Here is a 22,547-nt window from a genome sequence, read left to right as displayed (position 1 = left end):
CTTCCCACGGGGCGCGTCGCCGCCATGACGTTTCCGGTTCTGGGCCCTGCCCTGGTCGCGCTCCTCGTCGCCGTGCACCTGTTTTCCGGCAAGCTCAAATTTCTGGAGCGCCTGCCGCGCAGTCGCTGGCTGAGTGCCGCAGGCGGGTCGTCGGTCGCTTATGTATTTGTCCATTTGCTGCCTGAGCTGGCGCATGCGCAAAGCCTGCTCGGCAAACAGGCGGAGGGAACCGATTTCGCCGCCATCGAAACGCACATCTATCTGATCGCGCTCGTCGGTCTCGTCCTCTTCTACGGTTTGCAGCAGGTCATGTCCTCATCCGCCGCAAGACGGGACATGGTGACAACGCCCCGGCTGTTCTGGCTGCACCTGTCCACATTCGCCGTTTACAGCATTATCATCGGCTACCTTTTGATCCAGGGGGAAGACCGGACTCCGGCCGCGCTTGCCACCTATGGCATCGCCATGGCGCTGCACATGATTGTCGTCGACGTCGGCCTGCGGCTCGCGCACGGCCAGCTCTACCATGACAAGGGCCGGTGGGTGCTTGCCGCCATGCCGATACTCGGCGCGGGTCTGGCGCTCACCACCGACATCAGCGAACTCGCCATATTGAGCATGGTCGCTTTCCTGGGCGGCGGCGTCATCCTGAACGTGCTGAAGGAAGAGCTGCCCGAGGACCGGCAGTCCAGTTTCGCGGCGTTTCTGGCGGGCACGGCGGGATATACCGTGCTGCTGTTGCTGGCGACATAGACAGGCTGGCGCCATGGCCATCCTCACAGTGACCTCCCGGCGCGGTATCGGCACCGGCCTGATCGCGAATGTTCATGCAAAAGGCGCGAATTTTAGGTAGAAGAGGCGACACTTCTTTTGGGGGCGTGGATGACCTTCCTGCAGCGGCTTGATCTTTCCGTTCCCCTGATTCAGGCGCCGATGGCCGGAATTTCCACACCCGAACTGGCTGCCGCCGTTTCTAATGAAGGCGCGCTTGGTTCAATCGGTATTGGCGCGACCGACCCTGGCGGCGCGCGGAACATGATCGAGGAGCTGCGCGCGCGCACGGACCGTGCGTTCAACGTGAATCTGTTCGTTCATCGGACACCCAGGGCCGACCCGGTGCGCGAGGCGGCATGGCTGGACTGGCTCGCACCGCATTTTGCCGCGTTCGGCGCGCGGCCGCCAAAGACGCTTCGACCCATCTATCAGAGCTTGCATGACGATCCTGATATGCTGTCGATGTTGCTGGAGGTGAGACCCGCTGTCGTCAGTTTCCACTTTGGCCTGCCCCCGGCCGCTATGATCGCCGCGCTCCGGTCTCGGGGCATCCTTCTGATGGCGACTGCCACAAACCTGCGGGAGGCAGCGGCGATCGAGGGGCATGGGATCGACGTCATCATCGCGCAGGGCATCGAAGCGGGCGGCCATCGCGGTATGTTCGATCCAGAGGAACCTGATGAGGGCCTGTCGACGGCTGCGCTCACGCGCCTGCTTGCCGAGAAAAGCGGCGTACCCGTCGTGGCGGCCGGCGGCATCATGAATGGCGGCGATATGTTCGCAGCGCTCGACAGGGGCGCCGTCGCGGCGCAGCTGGGCACGGCGTTCGTCGCCTGCCCGGAATCCGCGGCGGACGACGCTTACCGCGCCGCCCTGGCGAGTGACGCCGCGCATCATAGCGTTATGACGTCGCTGATTTCCGGTCGTCCCGCGCGCGCGCTCCCCAATCGCTTCACCGCGCTGGCTGACGGCATGGCTCATCACCGGCCGCCTGATTATCCCATCGCATATGATGCGGGAAAAGCGCTTCATGCCGCCGCCAAAGCGCGCGGCGAGCATGGCTTTGGCGCACAATGGGCCGGGCAAGGCGCGCCGCACATACGCGCCATGCCAGCGGCGGCACTGGTTGAAACGCTGCGATCCGAATTGCAGCTATGCCTGGACAATCGACATGACACTTCCGGGGCTGCGACCACGCGCCCGAAGTTCAGCTAGCCACGCGCTGCCAGACGAAATCACTGCGCGATTGGCGCGGTAGCGGCGAAGCGGCCGACCGGATGGCTGCGCCCCGCTCCAGCCGGCCGCTACGGCTGCCTGCGATCAATCCTCGGCTTTGCGCGATGCCCGCTTGCGCTCGTGCGGGTCGAGGTGGCGTTTGCGGATGCGGATGGATTTCGGTGTGACTTCGACCAATTCGTCATTCTGGATGTAGGCGATGGCCTGTTCCAGCGTCATCTTTCGTGGCGGCGTCAGGCGGATGCCGTCATCCTTGCCGGTGGAGCGGAAGTTGGTCAGCTGCTTTGACTTCAGAGGGTTGACCTCCATGTCCTGCGGCTTGGCATTCTCGCCGATGACCATGCCCTGATAAAGTTCTTCACCGCCGCCGATGAACAGCGTGCCGCGCTCTTCCAGCATGTTGAGGGCATAAGGCACCGCCTTGCCCTGCTCCATGGAGATGAGCACGCCGACAAGGCGCCCTGAAATCTTGCCTTTGTAAGGACCGTATTTCTCGAAGAGGCGGTTCATGATGCCGGTGCCGCGCGTGTCGGACAGGAATTCGCCATGATAGCCGATCAGGCCGCGCGACGGCGCCGAGAAGGTCAGCCGCGTCTTGCCGCCGCCCGAAGGACGCATATCGGTCATTTCGGCTTTCCGGAGCGCCATTTTTTCGACAACGGTGCCGGAAAATTCATCGTCCACGTCGACGACCACGGTTTCATAGGGTTCTTCACGCCCCTCCGGGCCATCGCGGAACAGCACGCGCGGGCGGCTGATACTGAGCTCGAACCCTTCGCGGCGCATGGTTTCGATGACGACGCCCAGTTGCAATTCACCGCGTCCAGCGACTTCGAACGCGTCGCGTTCCGCGCTTTCGGAGATGCGGATCGCGACATTGCCCTCGGCTTCGCGTTCCAGGCGGTCGCGGATGACGCGGCTTTGCACCTTGTCGCCATCCTTGCCCGCGAACGGGCTGTCATTGACGGCAAAGGTCATGCTGAGCGTCGGCGGGTCGATGGGGGCCGCGTAAATCGGCTGGGTAACCTCAGGATCGGCAATGGTGTTGGAGACGGTCGCTGTCGTCAGGCCAGCGATGGCGACGATGTCGCCCGCCTTCGCCTCTTCGACCGGGACACGGTCAAGACCGTCAAAGGCGAAGACCTTCGTGGCGCGGCCCGATTCGACGACATTGCCGTCAACGTCGATGGCGCGGATCGGCATGCCGGTCCTCAGCCGACCGCTTTCGATGCGTCCGGTCAGGATACGGCCGAGGAAATTGTCGCGGTCGAGCAGCGTGGCGAGCATGGAAAATTTCGCGTCCACATCCAGGCCCGGCTCGGGCACATGATCGCGAATGAGCTTGAACAGCGGCTCCAGCGTGCCCTCGTGAATGGACGGATCTTCATTGGCGAAGCCGCCGCGGCCCGATGCGAACAGATGCGGGAAGTCCAGCTGCTCGTCGCTGGCATCCAGCGCCATGAACAGCTCGAACACTTCGTCGAGGACTTCGGCGGGGCGCGCATCGCCGCGGTCGATTTTGTTGACAACCACGATCGGCTTCAGGCCGAGCGCGAGCGCCTTGCCCGTGACGAACTTCGTCTGCGGCATCGGCCCCTCAGCGGCATCGACCAGCAGGATGACACCGTCGACCATGGAGAGGATGCGTTCCACCTCCGCGCCAAAATCGGCGTGGCCCGGCGTGTCGACGATATTGATGCGGATATCGTCACCGTCGCCGCCATTGTTCCAGATCACGCTGGTGCATTTGGCGAGAATCGTGATGCCGCGCTCTTTTTCCAGATCGCCGGAATCCATCGCCCGTTCTTCCACACGCTGATTTTCGCGGAACGTGCCGGACTGTTTGAAAAGCTCGTCAACGAGCGTGGTTTTGCCATGATCGACGTGCGCGATAATGGCCACATTGCGAAGCGCCATGGGGCAGTGACTTTCGGGAAGGAATGGAATCTTCCAAAGCGTATAGCGGACTTGCTGCGCTGCAACAACATGGCAATCAAATCATGAGGCCATACCCGCCGGAAGTCTATGCGGCGCGAAGATGCTTTGTGAATTCACCTGCCGCCCGGCTGAGTTCCTCGGCCTGCTGGCGCAGCGAAGCGGACGCGTCGCGAATCTCGCCGGACAGCAGGCTCGCATCCGAAACGGCGCGGTGAACGCCGTCGATGCCCGCCGTCACCTGCTCTGTGCCGACGGCGGCATCGCTGGCGTGCCGCGTGATCTCCTCAGTCGCCGCGCGCTGCTGCTCGACCGCCGTGCTGACATTCGCGGCGATCTGCCGGACATTGTCCAGCGAGCTGGCGACGTCGCGGACGGAGCCGACCGTGCCATCCACATGGGCTTTGACCGCGTCGATGAGCGTCGATATCTCGGTTGCTGAATGGCCCGTTTGCGCCGCCAGACCCTTGACCTCGCCGGCGACGATGGCAAAGCCCAGCCCGGCATCGCCGGCGCGGGCAGCCTCGATGGTCGCGTTCAATGCCAACAGATTTGTCTGCGACGCGATCTCGTTGATCGCGGTTGATATCTTTCCGATATTCGCGGTCTGCTGAGTCAGGCGCGCCGCTTCGGTTTCGCCGACTTCCGAGACCTCCTGAGCGTCGACGGACAGGCTGGCCTGCTGCTCGACCTGCAACGCGATCTCCTGAATTGACAAGGACAGTTCATGCGTTGCGGTCGCGACTGTCTGCACGCTTTCGGCGGCGCTGCGCGTTGCACTCGCGACCTCGTCTGCCTGTGATCCGGCGCGCTTCATTGTCTCTGTCATAACCGACAGGGATTCGTCGAGTTGCTGCGCCGCGACCGAAACACCCTCGACGACGGCGGCCACCGATTCGTCGAAGCGTTCTGCGAGCGTCAGCATGGCCTCGCGTCTGGTCTGAGCCGCCTTCTTTTCGGCTTCCAGAGCGCGCGCCGCGAGTTTTGCCCGCTCCGTCGCCCGTTCTGTCCGCGCAGCCTGTTCGCGCGCTTCGGCCTCCTGCTTCTCCGTGCGCAGACGCCCTGCCTCCAGCCCGATGTCCCGGAAAACCGCCAGGGCCCGGCCGATAGCGGCAAGTTCAATAACCCTTATTTCCGGAATTTCGGTGTCCATTTTTCCTCTTGAGAGGGCGGTCGTCACTTCGGCAAGACGATTGGCAGGGCGAATGACCGCGTGAAAAATATGGCCGGCCCTCAGGATCAGGCATACCAGGCCAACGAGAACGACAGCGACGACCAGCCCTTTCATCTGCTGCGTGTCGTTGATGATGCTCCGCTGGAGTTCGTCATTCCGGTCTTCAAGCGATTCCTCGAGTGCGAACAGGCGGTCGTTCAGCTCGGGTCCGAGCACGCCGAGCCTGTTGTGCAGTTCACGCAGTTGATCGCCCATGGCGATATCGTTGTTGCGTGCGTCCATGACATCTGTCGTCAGGGCGACAAATCGGGCGCCGGTTTCCTCGGCCGCGCGCATTTCATCGCTCCCGGCCAGAAATTCGCTCTGGCTCAGGACGGCAATGACGCCGGTTACGAGCGACCGGGCATCGCCCAGCTTTTCCCTTTGACCTCTGGCGCCTTCGTTCAGTTCCATTTGCAAAAGCAGGTCGTCGCTTGCGAGCTGCGCCTCGAGCGCTGCGAACCGAAGTCCCTTCGCGAGGTCTTCGGCCGCTCCCACATTCTGCTGAATCTCAATCGTCTGTATGTTTTCCTTGCCCTCCCGCATGACGACAGCGGCGGCGGCGCACAGCAGCAATGCGAGCAGCAGGTCGCTCTGCAATGTCCGCGCAGCGATGCTGGGCGCAAAGAATTTCCGAACCCAGGATTTCAGCATCAGAGGTCCACCTGCACGAACAGCCGCAATGTATGCTTAGCCCCTGCATCGCCAAGGCGCGTGAACCAGGCCAGGCCTGCCTCGACCTCGCTGTCCCCGGAAAGTTCGAATTCCGCCGTCAGGCTCGGACCGACAAAATGTGCCGCCTCAAAACCGTCATCCTCGTCATCGAAGCCGCCAAAATCGAACGCCTGCCCCGAACCCTCGGCTCCGAACCAGACATCGTCGGCGATGGCGTGCTGCAAAGACCAGGAATAGGCGGCGAATTCACCCTGTTCGCCGTCTTCATCGACATGCCGCAGCATGACATTTGCCTGAGCCCACCATGTTTCGGTGACGCGCTCCACGATAAAACGCGCTTCCGCCTCGGTCAGTTCGCCATCATCATTCATGGCCGCCGCCAGCATGAGGCCCGCGCCAACCGGCGCGTCGTCGGGATCGACAAGCTTGAACAGCGCCATCGCGCCGAACTCGTTGATTTCGAACGTGCCATCTTCAGCCTCGCCCTCAATCTCGAAGCCGATCGCAACACCGTCGCTGACGCCGTAAAACGCCTCAAGCGCATGGTTTCTTTCGGTATCCTCGGTCGTCCCGAACTGACCGTAATATTCAAGCTGCCATTCGCCGGCCTCCGGCTCAAGCTGGTCGAGCTGTTCAGGCGAGCCGGCATACGCGCCCGAGGCGCCAACCATCGCGCACAATATCGTCACGGAAATGGCGATGGTGAGAACAAGCTGAGATCGGGTCATTGTCCTAATCAAGATCCTTGCGCACTTTCACGATTTTGCCGGTGACCGGATGGACATAAACTTCCAGGTCGATCCCGTTTTTCGAGCCCTCAGCTTCGTAGCAGCCATATTCAAGGCCGATCCGAAAGTCTTTGTAGCCAGCGGCTTCGACTTTTTTCTTGATATCGCGGATTGACAGCCAGGTCGCACCAAGTTCCGGCTGACAGAATTGCTTCGCGGCGAGCGGCGACGCTGAAAGCGATAGCACGACCGCCGCCATGACCGGTTTCATGAACATGTTCGCTATCCTCCTCCCGATACAGCGGCATCACCTGAGTTGACGCATCCACGTCACTCATTTCGGGTCGATATCGTTGACTTGCTAAAATTGGCTTAACCACGACCCGCGCCCGCGATCGCCTGTAACGCGAAGCCAGTCTGCGGCGAATAAAGGTCAGGATCGCGCTGCACCAAGGACACTTTTCTTAGATGATTGATATCGGTCTGTTGTCACTGGGCCCCATGCGAGGCAGTCTGCGTAACCGGAGGGAGTCTCGGTTGCCGCGCAGTTTATCAGACTGGGAATCGGCCTTTGTCGCCGGACAGGATGGCGACCGTCATGCCTATCGCGCGTTTCTGGAGGCCGCGGAAGCGCACCTGAAACGCTTTTTCGCTCGCAAGGCGCCGCCCGCCGATGCGGCCGATCTGGTGCAGGACGTGCTGATCGCTTTGCATACAAAGCGTGCGAGCTACGATCCGGCCTATCCGTTGATGCCGTGGGTCAACACGATCGCGAAGTATAAATGGATCGACTGGTTGCGAAAAACGCATCGTGTCACGCATGTGGAACTTGATGACACATATGGAGATCCCGGTACGCCGCAGCAGCCCGCCGCGGGCCATGCCGTCGGCATGCTGCTGAACAACCTGCCCCGTCGTCAGGCCGAAGCGATCAGACTGGTGAAACTGCAGGGGATGACAATCGCCGAGGCAAGCGCGGTGTCTGGCCAGAGCGAGAGTCTCGTTAAAGTGAATATACATCGCGGATTGAAGAAATTATCCGCGTTCGTTTATGATGAGGGTGAAGCAATATGAGCAACGATCTGCTCGATAAACTGGTCGCGGACGCTGCGCCGGTGCGGCGCGCGAATGCCGTGCTGTTCGCGGCGCTGTTCAGCGGCGGCATCGCGATCGCCGCGGCCTCGATCCTCATATTTTACGGCTTGCGCGATCTGCCTGCCACGACATTCGGGGTGTCGGTCATGATTTGGAAGGCATTCGCATCCGTCGCCGTGGCGGCGACCGGTGCTGTTCTGGTCTACCGCCTGGGAAAACCCGGGCGAGGCGTTCGCGGCGGCACCGACAAGGTTTTCGCGCTGATCGCGCTGCTGTTCGCCGCGCCGCTGGTCATCGCGTTTTTCGCCGGGCCGGAGAGCCATAAGGAATGGCTGTTCAATGGCGCATGGGTACTCGACTGCATGCGCGGCATTGGCATGGCGACGGTTCCGGTCTGGACCGCATCGGTCATCTGGATGAGGAAGGCCGCGCCCACGGATATCGCGCAGGCGAGTTGGGCAGTCGGCCTGGCCAGTGCGGCGTCGGGTACCAGTGCGTTCGTCCTTTATTGTCCGTTCGACAGCGTACTTTATGTCGGGCTTTGGTACATGGCGACGATACTCGGCATCGCTTGCGTTTCCCGGTTCATCCTGCCGGGCGTCATTCGCTGGTAGCGCGCGCCGCAGCCCGGCGCGGCTATAAAATTCCCGCGCGATCAAGCAGGTCGCGGCTCGATGGGTCGAGGTCGCCAAGATCACCCTCCGCGATGGCGCGGGCGACATCCTTGCCCAGTTCCACGCCCATCTGATCGAAGCTGTTAATCTCCAGCAGCGCGCCAAAGCTGAAGGTGCGGTGCTCGTAAAACGCCAGCAGCGCGCCAAGCGTGCGTGCATCGAGCCGCCTCAGCAGGATGGTTGCCGAGGGACGGTCGCCGGGGAACGTCTTTGCATGTGCCGTCGCATCATCCGCCCCCGCCGCCTTCGCTTCTTCAAAGCTGCGGCCGCGCATCAGCGCCGCCCCTTGCGCGATGCAGTTGGACAAAAGGTGCCGGTGATGCGCGCCGCCCAGCCTGTGACCCGGCTCCCGCACCGCCAGAAACTCCGCCGGAATCAGGTGCGTACCCTGGTGCAGCAGCTGGAACACGGCGTGCTGCGCGTCGGTGCCGACGCCGCCCCACACGACCGGCGCGGAACCCCGCTCAAGCCTTTTTCCGTCGCGGTCGACCAGTTTGCCATTCGATTCCGTTTCCAGTTGCTGCAGAAAAGACGGCAATAGCGCCAGCCGCTCGTCATAGGCGAATATCGCCCGTGTCTCCGCGCCCAGAACGCTCGCATAGGCAAGGTCCATCATGGCCGCCATCACCGGCGCGTTCTCCCGCAGCGGTGCATCGGCGAAATGCCGGTCCATTGCCGCCGCGCCGGACAGCAGCGCGTCATAGCTGTCCCAGCCAAGCGCAAGGACGGCAGCAAGGCCGACGCCTGTCCATAGGGAATAGCGCCCGCCGACAGTGTCCGCGAAGGGCAGGATATTTTCGCGGGGCACGCCAAATGCGGCAGCCCTGTCCGGCGCCGCCGTCACGGCGATCAGGCGCTGTTTCGAATCCGTGCCAAGCGCGGCGAGTGCCGATTCGGTATTCAGCATCGTTTCCAGCGTTGAGAAGCTTTTCGACACGGTGACGAGCAGCGTGCGCGTGCGATCGACCTGTTTCAGCGCCCTTTCCAGCGCCTGTCCGTCTATATTGCTGACAATATGGACGTCGTAGCGCATGTCCGCCTTGCGCAGCGCGTCGATGACAAGCGCGGGACCAAGGAAGGAACCGCCAATGCCGATATGGATAATGTGCCTGACATCGCCAAAGGCGCCGCCTTCAATACGGTCATACACGTCACGCATTGCCGCGCGCGCCTCGTCGGCCGCGCGAACATGTTCTGGTGCGCCCATGCCGCGCTCCGCCGTGTGCGAGGCGGCACGCCCTTCAGTGGCGTTGACGACCTGGCCATGCAGCAGCCGTGCCCGCTCGCCGCGAAAATCGACGGCCTGCGCCAGCGTTTCAAAAGCGTCGACGACAGGAATGTCGAGGTGCGTCTTGGAAAGATCGATATGCAGCCCGGCAACGTCGAACGCCAGCCTGCCAAGCCGTCCCGGCTCGGTCTCGAACCTGGTCTTCAGCGGAACATCCGCCGCCGCCTTCACCGCACTTTCAAGCTCCCGCCACTCTGCCTGCATGATCCTCACCTTCTCTTTCCATGCCCGCTTTTTGCATTTCGGCCTCGCTTGACAGCGCGCCGCACCGCTGGAAAGGCCGAAAGCGTGAACGGCTCCCACCTCATCGCAAAATCGCCTGTGAGCGCGCAGGTCCAGCGCACGCCGACATGGCTTGCCGGATTGCGCACGATTTTGCTCGCCATCATGCTTGCACTTGGCATCCGCACCTTCATTTTCGAGCCGTTCTCGATACCATCCGCCTCAATGCAGCCGAGCCTTCTTGCGGGCGACTATGTTCTGGTCGCCAAATATCCCTACGGGTACAGTCAGGCGTCCCTGCCCTGGCGGACCGCGCCGTTCACCGGCCGTCGGGGCGGCGCGCTTCCCGATCGCGGCGACGTTGCCGTTTTCACGGACCCCAGGGGCAGCGGCACCAACTTCGTAAAGCGTATCATCGGCCTGCCCGGCGATACGGTTCAGGTCAGGGGCGGACAGCTGATCCTGAATGGCACGCCCGTACCGCGCACAAGGATCGCGGACGCCGTCATCCCGGTCACGGCGCTGACACCCTGTGATGGCGGCGGTGTCGTGGCGGGTGATTGCGTCTTTCCTCAATATCGTGAAACATTGTCCGGTGTGCGCAGCATTCGCGTCCTCGATAGCCAGCGGGGGTCTACCGCGGATGATACCGCCCTGTTCACAGTCCCGGAAAATCACCTGTTCGTCATGGGCGACAATCGCGATAACAGCGATGACAGCAGGGCACGCGAAGGCTTTGGGATGATCCCCATGGAGACACTGGTGGGACGTACGGACATGATTTTCCTGTCGGTCGATGGGTCAGCCAGATTCGGCGCGCCGTCCACATGGCTGTCCGCGATCCGCTGGGACCGGCTGGGACAGCGGCTGTGAGCGATCTTGCGGTTTGGGCGGCGGCGAAGCTTGGCCATGAATTCGCCGATCTGTCGCTGGTCGAGGGTGCACTGACACATTCCAGCGCAGCGCGCGGCAAGCGCAAAAGCTATGAGCGGCTGGAATTTCTTGGCGACCGGGTGCTCGGCTGCGTGATGGCGGACTGGCTCTATCGCGAATTGGGAGAATCGGAACGCGATATGGCACGGCGCTTCGCGGCGCTGGTCGACAAGCACAGCTGCGCGGAAGTCGCGCGCGCGCTTGACGTCCACAAGGAGGTCCGGATCGAGGACTCCGCCCGCGCTTCCGGCGTGCACCGGTCGGAAAACCTGCTTGGCGATGTCTGCGAGGCGCTGATCGGCGCGCTGTATATCGATGGCGGGCTGGAAGTTGCGTCGGCGTTCATACATAAGAGCTGGGCAGACCGGGTCAGCAGTCATAGCAAACCGCCGCGCGATCCGAAGTCTCACCTGCAGGAATGGGCACAGGGTCGCGGCAAGCCGATTCCGGTCTATACGATCACATGGCGCGACGGGCCTGACCATGCGCCCTCATTCCGTGTCGAAGTCGCGGTAAGGGGCGTCGATCCGATCGAAGCCGAAGGGGCAAGCAAGCAGGAGGCCCAGAAGGCCGCTGCGCTCGCCATGTTGAAGAGAGAAGGTGCGCTATGAGCGAACGTCATTGCGGAGTTGTCGCGGTCGTGGGCGCGCCGAATGCGGGCAAGTCGACTCTCGTCAACACGCTCGTGGGGCAGAAGGTCGCCATCGTCAGTCCCAAGGTACAGACGACACGCGCGCGCCTGATGGGCGTGGCGATTGACGGCGACACTCAGCTGATCCTGGTCGACACGCCTGGAATCTTCACGCCATCGAAGCGCCTTGAAAGGGCGATGGTGCATGCCGCATGGGAAGGGGCGTCCGGCGCGGATCTGGTGCTGCTTCTCGTCGATGCCAGGCGCGGTATCACCGACGACGTCGAAAACATCCTCGAGACGCTGGCGCAGCGCAAGGAGCCCAAGATGCTGGCGCTCACGAAGGTCGACGTTGCGCAGAAACAGCGCCTGCTCCCGCTGGCGCAGGAGCTGAACCGGCACATCGAATTTGCCGAGACCTTCATGGTGTCCGCGCCCACAGGCGATGGTGTTTCCGATCTCAAGGAAACGCTCGCCGCCGCCATGCCGCAGGAGCCCTGGCATTTCCCCGAGGATCAGGTCTCGAACATCACCAGTCGGCTATTGGCCGCCGAGATCACCCGCGAAAAGCTGTTCCTGCAGCTTTACCAGGAAGTGCCCTATGCGTCGACGGTGGAAACGGAAAGCTGGACGGATGGTCCGAACGGCATTTCCATCCACCAGACCATCCTCGTGGAACGCGAAAGCCAGAAAGGCATCGTCCTTGGCAAGGGCGGCAGCCGTGTGAAGCAGATAGGCACCGAATCGCGTACCGAGCTCGAAGATCTGTTCGGCGAACGCGTGCACCTGTTCCTGACCGTGAAAGTGAAAGCGGATTGGGCGGACAATCGCGAAAGCTATGAGCAAATGGGCCTCGACTGGACCACATGAGCGAGATTTGCATGCGAATGGCGGGCTGAAACGGTGCAGATCGACAGTCCGGCCATCGTCTGCACCGCGCGCGCCCACGGCGAACATGGCGCGGTCATTCGCCTGCTCACCAAAAGCGATGGCCTGATCGCCGCCTATGTCCATGGCAGCCGTTCGCGAAAGACCAAGGGCGTGCTCACTCCCGGCAACCTCGTCGCCGCCGAACTTGAGGCCCGCGGCGAGGGCCGGATGGCGCGTGCGCGGCTTGAGCTGGAGACCAGCCGTGCCGCACTCGCGCTCGATCCCCTCTCGCTTGCGATGGTGGAATGGCTCACGATGCTCGTCGCCGACACATTGCCGGAGGGGGAGACATTTCCGGATGTCTATGTCCGCATGAACGCGATGCTGGCACTGCTGGATGCGGACGCCGGTGCCCTGCGGGTCGGCGAGGCGCTGGCCCGTTTCGAGTTCGCGCTGCTTGCCGATCTCGGTTTTCAGCTCGATCTCGGCAGTTGCGCCGTGACCGGACAGCTCGATGATCTGATCTATGTTTCGCCCAAATCAGGCCGCGCCGTCAGCCGGGACGCCGGCGCGCAGTATAAGGAGCGTCTGCTCGCCCTGCCCGCGTTCCTGCTCGGTTCCGGCGTCAGGCCGACCGGCGCGGACATTCAGGGAGCGCTTGGGCTGACGCGCCATTTCATCCTGCGTGACCTCCTGCCCACACATCGCGCCGATCGCACGATTGTCGCAAGAGACCGCGTTGACGCGCGGCTCGGAAAGCGGTTCTAGGGACACATGCTCGACGACAAGAACATTATCGACCGTCCGTTCGCCAGTGAACTGAGCGAGAAGTACCTCGTTTACGCCATGTCGACGATCACCGCGCGGTCCCTGCCCGACGTGCGCGACGGGCTGAAGCCCGTTCACCGCCGTCTGCTTTGGGCGATGAGCCTGTTGAAGCTCGACCCTGGCTCCGGCTTCAAGAAGTGCGCGCGCGTCGTCGGCGACGTCATCGGCAAATATCACCCGCATGGCGACCAGTCCGTGTACGACGCCATGGTCCGCCTCGCGCAGACCTTCGCGCTGCGCTACCCGCTGGTCGACGGTCAGGGCAATTTTGGCAATATCGACGGCGATAACGCCGCCGCCATGCGATACACCGAGGCGCGCCTGACCGCCGCCGCGTCCGCGCTGATGCAGGGCCTGTCCGAGGGCACGGTCGAATTTCGCGAAACCTATAATGGCGAGGATGAAGAGCCCGAGGTCTTTCCCGGCCTGTTCCCGAACCTGCTGGCCAATGGCGCGTCCGGCATCGCGGTCGGCATGGCGACCAACATTCCGCCGCACAATATTGCCGAAATCGCCGACGCCGCCCGCATCCTCATCGACAATCCGGCCGCCGGCACCGCGCGTCTGCTGCAGAAGATCAAGGGCCCGGATTTTCCGACCGGCGGCATCCTGGCCGAGGACGAGGACACCATTCTGGCCGCCTATGAAACCGGCCGCGGGTCGTTCCGCGTCCGCGCCAGGTTCGCAGGCGACAGGGTTGCGACCGAGGGCGAGCGCGAAATTCCCTATGAGGATCTTGGCGGCGGCAGATGGCAGCTGATCGTCACCGAAACGCCCTATGGTGTGCAGCGGGCCAAGCTGATCGAGCAGTGCGCCGCGCTGGTCACGGATAAAAAGCTGCCGATCCTCGAAGACGTGAACGACGAAAGCGCGGAGGACACGCGCATCGTCCTCACCCCGCGCTCGAAAAACGTGCCCAAGGCCGTCCTGATGGACAGCCTGTTCAAGATGACCGACCTTGAGGTGCGCTTCGGCCTCAACATGAACGTCCTCGACAAGGACCGCACGCCGGGTGTCATGGCGCTGCATGAGGTTCTGGGCGCATGGGTCACGCATCAGTTCGACATGCTTCAGCGCCGCACCCGGTTTCGGCTTGGCAGGATCGAGGACAGGCTGGAACTCGTCGCCGGCTATCTGATCGCCTATCTGAACCTCGACCGCGTTATCGAGATCATTCGCACCGAGGACGAACCGAAGGCTGTCATGATCGCCGAATTCGCGCTCAATGATCGTCAGGCGGAGGCGATTCTCAACATGCGCCTGCGCTCGCTGCGCCGCCTGGAGGAAATGCAGCTTCGCACCGAGGATGACGAGCTGCGGCGGGAAAAGGATGAGCTTACCGAACTCCTCGGTTCCGACGCACTACAGCGCCGCCGCCTGAAGGAAGATCTCACCCGGCTCAGGAAAAGCTTCGGCGATGCGCGGCGCACCGTCATCGAAGCGGCCGGTCCGACGCAGGACATCCCGCTTGAGGCCATGATCGAGCGCGAACCCGTGACCGTCATCGTATCGACGCGCGGCTGGCTGCGGGCGATGAAGGGGCATGTCGAGCTTGGCAGCCTGAAGGACCAGAAATTCAAGGAGGGCGATTCCCTCGCACAGGCTTTCCACGCCTCCACCATCGACAAGCTGATCGTGGCTGCCGACAATGGCCGTTTTTACACCATCGGTGCCGACCGCCTGCCCGGCGGGCGCGGCTTCGGCGAGCCGGTACGCGCGATGATCGACATCGACGCCGACGCTGGCATCGTGTCGATGTTCGTGAGCGCGTCCGCGCCCAGTTTCCTGCTCGCTGCCAGTGACGGCCGAGGCTTTGTCATCGCCGCCGCCGATATGATCGCCGAAACCCGGAAAGGCCGTCAGGTCATGAGTTTCAAGCCGGGCGCGAAACTCAAGGTCGTACATCCGATTCCCGACGCCCATGACCATGTCGCGGTGATCGGGGAGAACCGGAAAATGCTGATCTTCCCGCTGGAAGACCTGCCGAGAATGACGCGCGGACAGGGTGTCATGCTGCAACGCTACAAGCAGGAGGGCATGTCGGATGCGACGACCATCCGGCTTGAGGACGGGCTCAGCTGGGCAATGGGCGGCGATAGCGGACGCACCCGGTCCGAAATGGACCTGACGCCGTGGCGTGCCGCACGCGGTCAGGCGGGCCGACTGCCGCCAATGGGGTTCCCGAAAACAAATCGTTTTTAAGGGTAACGCGTTCTTAAGCGGGTTCCGTTCATATTGGCGCGATGTCGCCGACCGCCCGCCTGAAATCTGAAACGCCCCTCATGGTGCGTACGGGATCTGCCGCGGCGCTGTCTCTTGTCGATCGCGGCGTCATCGACGCCCTCCCCATCGGCCTCGCGCTATTCAAGTTAAGCCCGAAAGGGCTGCCAATCTGTGTCGAGGCCAATGCGACGTTCGCGAATTGGGCTGAGAGCGTGGAGCATGGCCTTACCGGTCAGGCGCTGGAAAAGATCGCGCTCCTCAGGAGCAGCAGTCTGGTGTCGCGCTATATCGCACTGTCGCTGCAAGGGAATTCCCTGCCGCAGGGCGAGCTGTCATGGAAGGCGAACGTGAATGGCGAGCTGCTGCATCTCTCAGCGGCTCTCACACGCAGGGACGACCACATCCTGATCAGCGTCCGCGACCGCGGATCTGAAATCCGCGCGGAACAGCATCTGCGCATGACGATGCTCAGTGACGACCTGACCGGGCTGCCGAACCGCCTTCGCTTTCAGGAACTGACCGACAGGGCGATCAGCAAGCGCGGAAAAGCGCATGTCGCGGTCCTGCTGCTCAACATCGACCGGTTCAAGCGAATCAATGACAGCCTCGGGCATATCGTCGGGGACGAGTTCCTCGTCGCGCTCGCACGACGGCTCGGCACATGCATCCGCGGCAGCGACCGTCTGGCGCGCCTGGGCGGCGATGAGTTCGCGCTTCTCTTGTCGGAGATCGCCAGCGAAGGCGAAACGGCTGAAATCGTGGCGCGCCTGCATCGGCGGCTCGCCATCCCGTTCCAGCTTTCCGGCGGCGAGGTCTATGCCAGCGCCACCATCGGCATCGCGACGACATTATCATCCTCCGCGCATGTCGAGGAGCTCATGCGCGACGCCAATTTCGCGCTGAGCCAGGCGAAGCGCACCGGCGCGAGCGGCGTTGAACTCTACCAGCCGCAGGACCATTCAAAGGCGCGTGAACGTTTCCGGCTTGAGGCGGGCCTGAGAGATGCCCTGGAAAAGAACGGCCTGACGCTCGCCTACCAGCCGCTCATCGACCTCAAGACCGGCCGGATCAGCGGTGTCGAAGCCCTGTCGCGCTGGATCAGCGAGGAGCATGGCTTCGTCTCCCCGGCCGACTTCATTCCGGTCGCGGAAGAAAGCGGCCTGATCGTGCCTCTGGGCCGCTGGGCACTTGAAACCGGGTGCCGCGAATTGATGAAACTCCGTACAACTGTACCCAATTCGGAACAGCTGCAGCTCGCGGTCAACGTATCGGGTGTGCAGCTGGTGCGGGATGACATTGTCGATGCCGTTTCCCAGGCGCTCGACAGGACCGGCATGCCCGGCAACGCGCTCAAGATCGAATTGACCGAAAGCGCCATCGTCAGCAGTCCGGAGCGCGCGCGCGATGTCTTCGTCCGGCTGAAGGCGCTTGGCTGCATGATCGCGATGGATGACTTCGGAACCGGCTATTCGTCGCTTAGCTATCTCCAGAAGCTGCCCATCGACATTCTGAAGATCGACCGCAGTTTCGTCGATGGCATGCTGAAATCGACGGACAGCCAGAATATCGTTCGCGCGATCCTGTCGCTGTCAAAAGCGCTCGGCATGACGACCGTCGCAGAGGGGATCGAGACGGAGGGCCAGCGCGACGCGCTCGCGCTCGCCGGATGCGAAATCGGCCAGGGCTATTATTTCGACAGGCCGCTCAGCATTGAGGACCTGACCACGCGGCTTTCCTCCTAAGGCGAACGTCTGGAGGAGGGGCTAGCCGCGCCCCCGATATCCCGGCACAGCCTGATCGGGTATCCACACATTGGCGGGGGGCGCGCCGGTCTGCCAGAAGACATCGATCGGTATCCCGCCGCGCGGATACCAATAGCCGCCGATGCGCAGCCATACGGGCTTCATCTCGTCCGCCAGCCGTTTGCCGATCCCGACCGTGCAATCCTCGTGAAAGCCGGCATGATTGCGAAACGACCCCAGGAACAGCTTCAGTGATTTCGATTCCACGATCCTGTCGCCGGGGACGTAGTCGATCACCAGATGCGCAAAGTCGGGCTGACCCGTGACCGGGCATAGCGAGGTGAACTCCGGTGCCGAAAAGCGCACGAGATAGCGCTCTTTCGGTCGCGGGTTCTCGGGATAGTCGAGGTCGGCGTCCTCGGGCGAAGCGGGCAGCGCGCTCATGCGGCCAAGATGTGTCGTTTCCATTTGCGTGTAAGTAGCCCGTAGGAGCTAGCCTTGCCTAGTGGGGCGCGTTATCACTGCGCCGCAACGTGGTTTTCGAAAGGCGCACACATGGATTCGCTGGTTACAACTGAATGGCTTGCCGAGGAACTGGACAAGCCCGATCTTCGTGTTGTCGACGCAACCTATTTCCTCGACCGCGATGCCCGCGCGAAGTTTGAAAACGCGCATATTCCGGGTGCCGTCTTCATGGACCTCGTCGAACTCGCCGACAAGGATAGCGACCTTCCCGGCATGGCGCCCTCTTCGGAAAAATTTGCCAGCCGCATGCAGTCCATTGGCCTGGGCGATGGCAGCCGCATCGTTGTCTATGACGATAGCGACTTGAAAACCGCCGCGCGCGCCTGGTGGATGCTGAAAACCTATGGCGCTCACGAGGTTGCGATCCTCGATGGCGGCCTCGCCAAGTGGAAGTCCGAGGGCCGTCCCCTCGAAAGCGGCAAGGCGACCGTTCGCCACCGGCACTTCACCGTGTGGAAGGACGAAAGCGAGATCCGCAGTTTTGAACAGATGAAAGACAATCAGCAGTCAAAGGCCGAACAGGTTGTCGATGCCCGTCCCGCCCCGCGCTTTACCGGCGAGGAAGACGATCCGCGTGAAGGCGTCGATGCGGGTCACATCCGCGGCGCGAAAAACGTGCCGCATAACGAATTGTTCAACGATGACGGCACGTACAAATCGGTGGAGGAATTGCGCCAGATTTTCCTGAACGCCGGTATCGAACCCTCTTCGCCGGTTGTCACGATGTGCGGCAGCGGCGTCACCGCCGCCGCCTTGTCGTTCGCCCTCCACCTGATCGGTGCGGAGAAGACCGCGCTTTATGACGGCAGCTGGGCGGAGTGGGGCGGCAGAAGCGACACCAGTAAGGTTACGGGCCCGGCTTGAGCGATACAGATGTGAGCGGGACTGACGAAGCCGGATTTGCGCGCGATACGGCGCTGATCCGGTCCGGCCGCGCTTCGCAATTCACCCAGGGTATCGTCAATCCGCCGGTTTATCACGCGTCCACCTGCGTCTTTCACACACTCGAAGAATTCGATGCGCGGCTGAAGAATCCGGACAGCGGCCTTTATTATGGTCGCCGGGGCAGTCCGACGATCTGGGCGCTGGAGGATGCGATGACGGCGATGGAGCCGGGCGCGGCGGGGACGAAACTGTTTCCTTCCGGCGTCGCCGCCCTTGCCGCCGCTTTTCTGACCGTATGCAAGAGCGGCGATCATATTCTGATCGCCGATACGGTATACGAACCGACCCGGGCGCTCGCGGGCGGTATCCTGAAACGGATGGGGGTCAAGGCGGAGTTCTACGATCCGCTGATCGGCGCTGATATCGAAACCTTTATACGCGAGAATACCAGCGCGATCTTTCTGGAATCCCCCGGTTCACTGACGTTCGAGGTGCAGGATGTCCCTGCGATTTGCGATGTCGCGCGCGCCAGGAACATCACGACCATTATCGACAATACGTGGGCGACGCCGCTTCTCTTTCCAGCTCTGGAGCGCGGCGCGGACATCTCCGTACAGTCGCTCACCAAATTCATTATTGGCCATTCCGATGCCTTGCTTGGCAGCGTCACGGCGAACCCGGCGCTTTGGCCGCGTCTGAAGCAGACGGCGTTGCAGCTTGGCCAGACCGCCGGGCCGGATGACATTTTCCTGGCCTTGCGGGGCATTCGCACGCTCTCCCTCCGCATGAAGCGGCACGGCGACACCGCACTCAAAATCGCCGCCGCCCTCGCCGGACATCGCGCGGTGGCACGCGTGCTTTGCCCGGGTTTGCCGGCTGACCCGGGGCACGATCTCTGGCTGCGCGATTTTTCGGGATGTTCCAGTCTTTTTGCCATCGAACTCAGCGGCGGCGGCAGGCAGAATCTCGCCGCCATGGTCGATCATCTCGATCTTTTCGGCATGGGGTTCAGCTTCGGCGGCTTTGAAAGCCTGATCCTGCCGATCACCCCGGCGGCTGTGCGGACGGCGACCCCTTGGACAGGCACCGCGCCCGTTCTGCGCATCCATTGCGGACTTGAGGACGCGGACGATCTGATCGCAGACCTGATGGCGGGCCTCGACCGGTTCGCGCAGGCCGCAGCCCTGTGATCAGGCAGCTCGAAACCTTCGCCATTCGTCTCGGCATTCCCATTGACGGCGTCGCGCGGCAGGAAGCGTTGATTTTCGCGGGCATCGCCATCGTCGTCGCCGTGGCCGCCGGCTGGGCAATGCAGCGGTGGATCGGTCCCAAGCTAAAGGCCTTTCTGAACGCCCGCGATGCGAGCGCCCTCCAGCATCTGGGGGACTGGGCGCCGCGTCTGATCGGTGTGTTCACCACCGTGACCCTTCTGATCGCGGCGCGCTCCATCACCGCCTTTGGCGCACTTGGCACGGTGTTCGTCGCGCTCGCGCTCGGTCTTGCCCTCGCGCGGCTCGTTTATGTGATCGCGCGGATTATCAAGCTCAACGCCGCCTTCGCGTTCATTCTTGGCATGTTCGCGGCAATCGCCTCGATCGCGGGTTCCCTCGGCAGTCTCGAACCGCTCGTCAGCGCGCTCGACGGTGCCGCTGTACGCCTTGGCAGCCGCCGTATCAGCATCCTCGATCTGATCAATGCGATCATCGTTATCATCACGCTCTACGCCGGGACGAAGTTCGTCGTTCAATTGCTGTCCAGCCGCATCGGCAATGCCCGCCGCCTCGACCTGTCGCAGCGTGTGCTTTTTCAGAAGCTGTCCGGTATCGCTGTCATTGCGATCGCCTTCTTCCTCGGGATCGAGCTTCTGGAGATCGACCTTACCGCCCTCGCCTTCTTCTCGGGCGGCCTTGGCATTGCCATCGGTTTTGGCATGCAGAAGACATTCGGCAATCTGATCTCCGGTCTTATTCTGCTGATCGACAGATCCATCAAGCCGGGCGACGTGATCGTGGTGGACGACACCTTTGGCTGGGTGAACAAGATCGGCGTCCGCGCCGTTTCCATCATCACGCGCGACGGCATTGAATATCTCATTCCGAACGAAATCCTGATGACGGAACAGGTCGAAAACTGGAGCTATTCCAGCCGCAATGTCCGTATCCACGTGCCCGTCGGCGTCAGCTACGATTGCGATATTCACAAGGCGCAGGAACTGATGCTGCAGGCCGCCAAGGAAACGACGCGCGTCCTTGAGACACCGCCGCCAAATGTCTGGCTGAAAGGGTATGGCGACAGCAGCGTCGACCACGATATCCTCTGCTGGATTTCCGATGCGGAAGAAGGCGTCGGCAATGTGAAAAGCGCGATCCTCAACCGCCTGTGGGACCTGTTCAAGGAAAACGGCATCGAAATCCCGTTCCCGCAGCAGGACGTACACCTGAAAAGCCTGCCCGAAGGGGTGATCTTCGACGCCAGCGGCCGGCGGCAGAAAAGCTAGGGCGCGAGGATCACGGGCATAAAACATCCCGGCGGCACAATACTGGCCATGTGTATCAAGGAGCGATAGACGACGGGAATGCCCACGAAAACACAATCTTACTGGCGGCGTGAACGCGCTGACCGCGCCGCGCTCGTCGTCGACGCTGAAAACTATTTCCATCATGCGCGCGAAGCCATGCTGAACGCGCGCGATGCCATCATGATGGTCGGGTGGGACTTCGATGCGCGAATCAAGCTGGAACTGGACGACCCCGCGGTTCAGGACGAGGAACTGGGCGATTTCATCTACCGGCTGGTGAAGGAAAACCCCCGCCTGGATGTCTACCTGCTGCGCTGGCGCCTCGGCGCGCTGAAGATCCTGCTGCGCGGCAAGACCATTCTGACCCTGATTAAATGGTGGCTGCACCCGCGCATACATCTCAGGCTGGACGGCGCGACGCCGCACGCCGCCAGCCATCATCAGAAAATCGTGGTCATCGACGATACGTTCGCCTTTTGCGGCGGCATCGACATGACGGCCGACCGCTGGGACACGCGCGAGCATCTTGACGAAGATCCGAAGCGAATTCGGCCGAGCGGACGCGCGTACGGCCCATGGCACGACGCCACGACGGCGCTCAGCGGTCCGGTTGCCGCGGCGCTGGGGGACCTGGTCCGGCTTCGCTGGAAGCGCGCGGGCGGCGGTGAACTTCCCGTTCCTGAGAATGAGGAGGACTGCTGGCCGGATACCCTTGCGCCGCAATTCAGGGATGTCGATGTCGATATCGCCCGCACCCTGCCCGAAATGCCGAAATGGGATGCCGTTCTTGAGGTGGAGAGCATGTTTCTGGAGCAGATCCGGAGGGCGAAGCGCTACATCTATGTCGAAAGCCAGTATTTTGCAGCGCGCGCCGTTGCGGAGGTGATGGCGGAACGGCTTGCGGAAGCGGACGGGCCGGAGATTGTGATTATCAATCCGCTGACCGCTGAAGGCTGGCTGGAACCGAAGGCCATGGATTCCGCCCGCGCGCGGCTATATCGCGCGATAAAGGAACACGACCCGAACGGCCGGCTGCGCATCTATCATCCGGTCACCGCGAGGGGCACGCCGATATATGTTCATGCAAAGATCATGATCATCGACGACGAACTCATGCGCGTCGGGTCCGCCAATCTGAACAACCGGTCGCTCAGGCTCGATACGGAATGCGATGTGGCCATCGACACCGCCGTTCCGCAGAACAGCGGGCATGACGATGTGGTCAGGGCGAATTTGCTGAGCCTTGTTGGCGAGCATCTGGGCGTTTCGACCGAGATTGTGGACAGCGCCCTGACGAAGGAAGGCTCTCTTCTGGCAGCCATCGAATCCCTGCGTGTGCCCGAGGATGCGGGCCAAAGAACGCTGGTCCCCTATCAAATCCCCGACCTCGACACCGTCGACGCCTTCCTCGCCGATAATCAGGTGCTCGACCCGGAGGGGCCGTCGGCCATGTTCGAAGAATTCTCAAAGCGGCAATTGCTTCGTGGATTTGTGAAGAAGGTTCGGCGGAAACCTTCCTATTAATATGCCGCAGGTCTCCGCCGAACCCGGC

At 62.3% G+C, this 22,547-nt stretch carries 20 protein-coding genes; 14 read left to right on the top strand and 6 right to left on the bottom strand.

The features are described from left to right. Positions 1 to 24: 24 nt before the first annotated feature. Positions 25 to 753: a hypothetical protein gene (locus KCG44_RS07570; protein WP_218445320.1), complete on the top strand. Its 729-nt coding sequence runs from the start codon at positions 25 to 27 to the stop codon at positions 751 to 753. Between the two features lie 129 nt (positions 754 to 882). Continuing rightward, positions 883 to 1,989 (top strand): NAD(P)H-dependent flavin oxidoreductase, encoded by a 1,107-nt coding sequence (locus KCG44_RS07565; protein WP_218445318.1) that lies wholly within the window; start codon positions 883 to 885, stop codon positions 1,987 to 1,989. 105 nt (positions 1,990 to 2,094) lie between these two features. Here the strand turns inward: KCG44_RS07565 and typA are convergent, their stop codons facing one another. The 4 genes from typA to KCG44_RS07545 form a co-directional block, all read right to left on the bottom strand. Next, entirely contained in the window at positions 2,095 to 3,927 is a 1,833-nt protein-coding gene (gene typA, locus KCG44_RS07560; RefSeq protein WP_218445316.1) for a translational GTPase TypA, read from the bottom strand. A gap of 106 nt (positions 3,928 to 4,033) precedes the next feature. Beyond that, positions 4,034 to 5,812 (bottom strand): methyl-accepting chemotaxis protein, encoded by a 1,779-nt coding sequence (locus KCG44_RS07555; protein WP_218445314.1) that lies wholly within the window; start codon positions 5,810 to 5,812, stop codon positions 4,034 to 4,036. Continuing rightward, complete coding sequence (locus KCG44_RS07550; RefSeq protein WP_218445312.1) at positions 5,812 to 6,561, bottom strand: hypothetical protein; 750 nt, start codon at positions 6,559 to 6,561, stop codon at positions 5,812 to 5,814. The genes KCG44_RS07555 and KCG44_RS07550 overlap by 1 nt, the downstream gene beginning before the upstream one ends. Before the next feature lie 4 nt (positions 6,562 to 6,565). Further along, positions 6,566 to 6,838, bottom strand: a complete 273-nt coding sequence (locus KCG44_RS07545; RefSeq protein ID WP_218445310.1) for a PepSY domain-containing protein — start codon at positions 6,836 to 6,838, stop codon at positions 6,566 to 6,568. 260 nt (positions 6,839 to 7,098) lie between these two features. Between KCG44_RS07545 and KCG44_RS07540 the strand changes: the two genes are divergently transcribed. After that, entirely contained in the window at positions 7,099 to 7,635 is a 537-nt protein-coding gene (locus KCG44_RS07540; protein WP_218445309.1) for a sigma-70 family RNA polymerase sigma factor, read from the top strand. Beyond that, a complete protein-coding gene (locus tag KCG44_RS07535; RefSeq protein ID WP_218445308.1) occupies positions 7,632 to 8,270 on the top strand; it encodes an NrsF family protein in 639 nt (212 codons plus the stop codon). Before KCG44_RS07540 ends, KCG44_RS07535 begins: the two co-directional genes overlap by 4 nt. A gap of 22 nt (positions 8,271 to 8,292) precedes the next feature. Here the strand turns inward: KCG44_RS07535 and pgi are convergent, their stop codons facing one another. After that, a complete protein-coding gene (gene pgi, locus KCG44_RS07530; RefSeq protein ID WP_218445306.1) occupies positions 8,293 to 9,822 on the bottom strand; it encodes a glucose-6-phosphate isomerase in 1,530 nt (509 codons plus the stop codon). A gap of 84 nt (positions 9,823 to 9,906) precedes the next feature. On the opposite strand from pgi, the gene lepB reads away from it, so the two are divergent. The 6 genes from lepB to KCG44_RS07500 are packed head-to-tail and all read left to right on the top strand — an operon-like array spanning position 9,907 to position 17,067. Then, complete coding sequence (gene lepB / locus KCG44_RS07525) at positions 9,907 to 10,713, top strand: signal peptidase I (RefSeq protein WP_369411945.1); 807 nt, start codon at positions 9,907 to 9,909, stop codon at positions 10,711 to 10,713. Further along, entirely contained in the window at positions 10,710 to 11,384 is a 675-nt protein-coding gene (gene rnc / locus KCG44_RS07520) for a ribonuclease III (RefSeq protein WP_369411944.1), read from the top strand. The genes lepB and rnc overlap by 4 nt, the downstream gene beginning before the upstream one ends. Beyond that, on the top strand, positions 11,381 to 12,274 hold the full coding sequence (gene era / locus KCG44_RS07515) for a GTPase Era (RefSeq protein ID WP_218445304.1): 894 nt from the start codon (positions 11,381 to 11,383) through the stop codon (positions 12,272 to 12,274). Before rnc ends, era begins: the two co-directional genes overlap by 4 nt. A 33-nt stretch (positions 12,275 to 12,307) precedes the next feature. Then, entirely contained in the window at positions 12,308 to 13,042 is a 735-nt protein-coding gene (gene recO / locus KCG44_RS07510; protein ID WP_218445303.1) for a DNA repair protein RecO, read from the top strand. A 6-nt stretch (positions 13,043 to 13,048) separates the two neighbouring features. Next, positions 13,049 to 15,304 (top strand): DNA topoisomerase IV subunit A, encoded by a 2,256-nt coding sequence (gene parC / locus KCG44_RS07505; protein WP_218445301.1) that lies wholly within the window; start codon positions 13,049 to 13,051, stop codon positions 15,302 to 15,304. 41 nt (positions 15,305 to 15,345) lie between these two features. Beyond that, positions 15,346 to 17,067 (top strand): putative bifunctional diguanylate cyclase/phosphodiesterase, encoded by a 1,722-nt coding sequence (locus KCG44_RS07500; RefSeq protein WP_218445300.1) that lies wholly within the window; start codon positions 15,346 to 15,348, stop codon positions 17,065 to 17,067. Positions 17,068 to 17,088: 21 nt separating this feature from the next. Here the strand turns inward: KCG44_RS07500 and queF are convergent, their stop codons facing one another. Next, positions 17,089 to 17,535: a preQ(1) synthase gene (gene queF / locus KCG44_RS07495; protein WP_218445299.1), complete on the bottom strand. Its 447-nt coding sequence runs from the start codon at positions 17,533 to 17,535 to the stop codon at positions 17,089 to 17,091. Positions 17,536 to 17,622: 87 nt separating this feature from the next. On the opposite strand from queF, the gene sseA reads away from it, so the two are divergent. From sseA to KCG44_RS07475, 4 genes are all read left to right on the top strand, one after another. After that, on the top strand, positions 17,623 to 18,456 hold the full coding sequence (gene sseA / locus KCG44_RS07490; protein WP_218445298.1) for a 3-mercaptopyruvate sulfurtransferase: 834 nt from the start codon (positions 17,623 to 17,625) through the stop codon (positions 18,454 to 18,456). An 11-nt stretch (positions 18,457 to 18,467) separates the two neighbouring features. Then, entirely contained in the window at positions 18,468 to 19,667 is a 1,200-nt protein-coding gene (gene metC, locus KCG44_RS07485) for a cystathionine beta-lyase (protein ID WP_218445296.1), read from the top strand. Continuing rightward, positions 19,664 to 20,974, top strand: coding sequence for a mechanosensitive ion channel family protein (locus KCG44_RS07480; RefSeq protein WP_369411943.1), 1,311 nt, complete (start codon positions 19,664 to 19,666; stop codon positions 20,972 to 20,974). Before metC ends, KCG44_RS07480 begins: the two co-directional genes overlap by 4 nt. A gap of 78 nt (positions 20,975 to 21,052) precedes the next feature. Then, on the top strand, positions 21,053 to 22,519 hold the full coding sequence (locus KCG44_RS07475; protein WP_218445295.1) for a phospholipase D-like domain-containing protein: 1,467 nt from the start codon (positions 21,053 to 21,055) through the stop codon (positions 22,517 to 22,519). Positions 22,520 to 22,547 lie beyond the last annotated feature (28 nt).

The sequence above is a fragment of the Pacificimonas pallii genome, from assembly GCF_019204005.1.
Lineage (GTDB): Bacteria > Pseudomonadota > Alphaproteobacteria > Sphingomonadales > Sphingomonadaceae > Pacificimonas > Pacificimonas pallii.
Note: the sequence above shows the minus strand (reverse complement) of the source record. Positions and strands in the feature narration are given on the sequence as shown.

Bases quoted from the DNA above. Each gene is read 5' to 3' on its own strand.
- KCG44_RS07475 (WP_218445295.1), top strand. From the start codon at position 21,053: ATGCCCACGAAAACACAATCTTACTGGCGGCGTGAACGCGCTGACCGC.
- parC (WP_218445301.1), top strand. From the start codon at position 13,049: ATGCTCGACGACAAGAACATTATCGACCGTCCGTTCGCCAGTGAACTG.
- KCG44_RS07535 (WP_218445308.1), top strand. From the start codon at position 7,632: ATGAGCAACGATCTGCTCGATAAACTGGTCGCGGACGCTGCGCCGGTG.
- KCG44_RS07500 (WP_218445300.1), top strand. From the start codon at position 15,346: ATGTCGCCGACCGCCCGCCTGAAATCTGAAACGCCCCTCATGGTGCGT.
- KCG44_RS07565 (WP_218445318.1), top strand. From the start codon at position 883: ATGACCTTCCTGCAGCGGCTTGATCTTTCCGTTCCCCTGATTCAGGCG.
- era (WP_218445304.1), top strand. From the start codon at position 11,381: ATGAGCGAACGTCATTGCGGAGTTGTCGCGGTCGTGGGCGCGCCGAAT.
- typA (WP_218445316.1), bottom strand. From the start codon at position 3,927: ATGGCGCTTCGCAATGTGGCCATTATCGCGCACGTCGATCATGGCAAA.
- KCG44_RS07545 (WP_218445310.1), bottom strand. From the start codon at position 6,838: ATGTTCATGAAACCGGTCATGGCGGCGGTCGTGCTATCGCTTTCAGCG.
- pgi (WP_218445306.1), bottom strand. From the start codon at position 9,822: ATGCAGGCAGAGTGGCGGGAGCTTGAAAGTGCGGTGAAGGCGGCGGCG.
- queF (WP_218445299.1), bottom strand. From the start codon at position 17,535: ATGGAAACGACACATCTTGGCCGCATGAGCGCGCTGCCCGCTTCGCCC.
- KCG44_RS07555 (WP_218445314.1), bottom strand. From the start codon at position 5,812: ATGCTGAAATCCTGGGTTCGGAAATTCTTTGCGCCCAGCATCGCTGCG.
- KCG44_RS07550 (WP_218445312.1), bottom strand. From the start codon at position 6,561: ATGACCCGATCTCAGCTTGTTCTCACCATCGCCATTTCCGTGACGATA.
- sseA (WP_218445298.1), top strand. From the start codon at position 17,623: ATGGATTCGCTGGTTACAACTGAATGGCTTGCCGAGGAACTGGACAAG.
- KCG44_RS07570 (WP_218445320.1), top strand. From the start codon at position 25: ATGACGTTTCCGGTTCTGGGCCCTGCCCTGGTCGCGCTCCTCGTCGCC.